The sequence below is a fragment of the Polaromonas sp. P1_E3 genome (assembly GCF_056405935.1).
Genome location: NZ_JBFUBD010000771.1, coordinates 1 through 733, shown reverse-complemented (window position 1 = coordinate 733; position 733 = coordinate 1). Strand labels below are relative to the sequence as shown.

Here is a 733-nt window from a genome sequence, read left to right as displayed (position 1 = left end):
CGCTCAAGGTCGACCGCAGCCTGACGCTTGCTGGCTCAGGCCAAGGTTCGACCGTGATCGACGCCCGCACCGTCACCGGCTACGGCATTAACGTGACCGCCGACAACGTGTCGCTCAAGGACTTCACGATCTATGGCCCGAGCGCCAACGTGGCCGGGTCCTACGGCATCAAGGTGGCGCCCGTCGGAGACGACTCAGCCCGGCTACGCAATTTCTCGATCAGCAACGTCACCGCCCGCGGCGCGGGCCGGGCCGAGCTGGACCTTAACGGCGTTGACGGTGCGCTGATAGACCGTGTGACGGCCGACGGCGCGCCTGTGGGCAACAACACCGGCTCAACACAGGGCGCGGGTATCCAGCTGACCGACAGCGCCAACGTGACGGTCAGCAACTCGACCACCCGCAATAACGCCTGGGGCGGCCTGGCACTCTATCAGTCCAACCGCTATTACAACCAGCAGGTGAACAACATCACAGTGGCGAACAACAACAGTTTCACTGAGCGCAACCCCGTGTACATGCAGGATGAATCAGCGAGCCGTAATTTCGGTGCGCTCAGCATTGCGGGCTACGACTATGCCGTACGAAATGCCAGCACGGTAGACAGCAAGCAGTACACCTGGCTGCAGGCCTCGCAGCAAAATGCCCTGGACTACGCGGTCAATCTGGGTAATGCGGGCTCCAGCTATGTTCAGGGCTGGAACGGCGCGCAGGCCACACAGGACTTCCAGGT

The 733-nt window shown here is 62.2% G+C and carries 1 protein-coding gene; it reads left to right on the top strand.

Going from position 1 to position 733, the window contains the following annotated elements:
- Nucleotides 1-53 precede the first annotated feature (53 nt).
- On the top strand, nt 54-733 hold a 680-nt coding region (locus tag AC1D0Z_RS23445; protein WP_477660516.1), incomplete at its 3' end, for a hypothetical protein.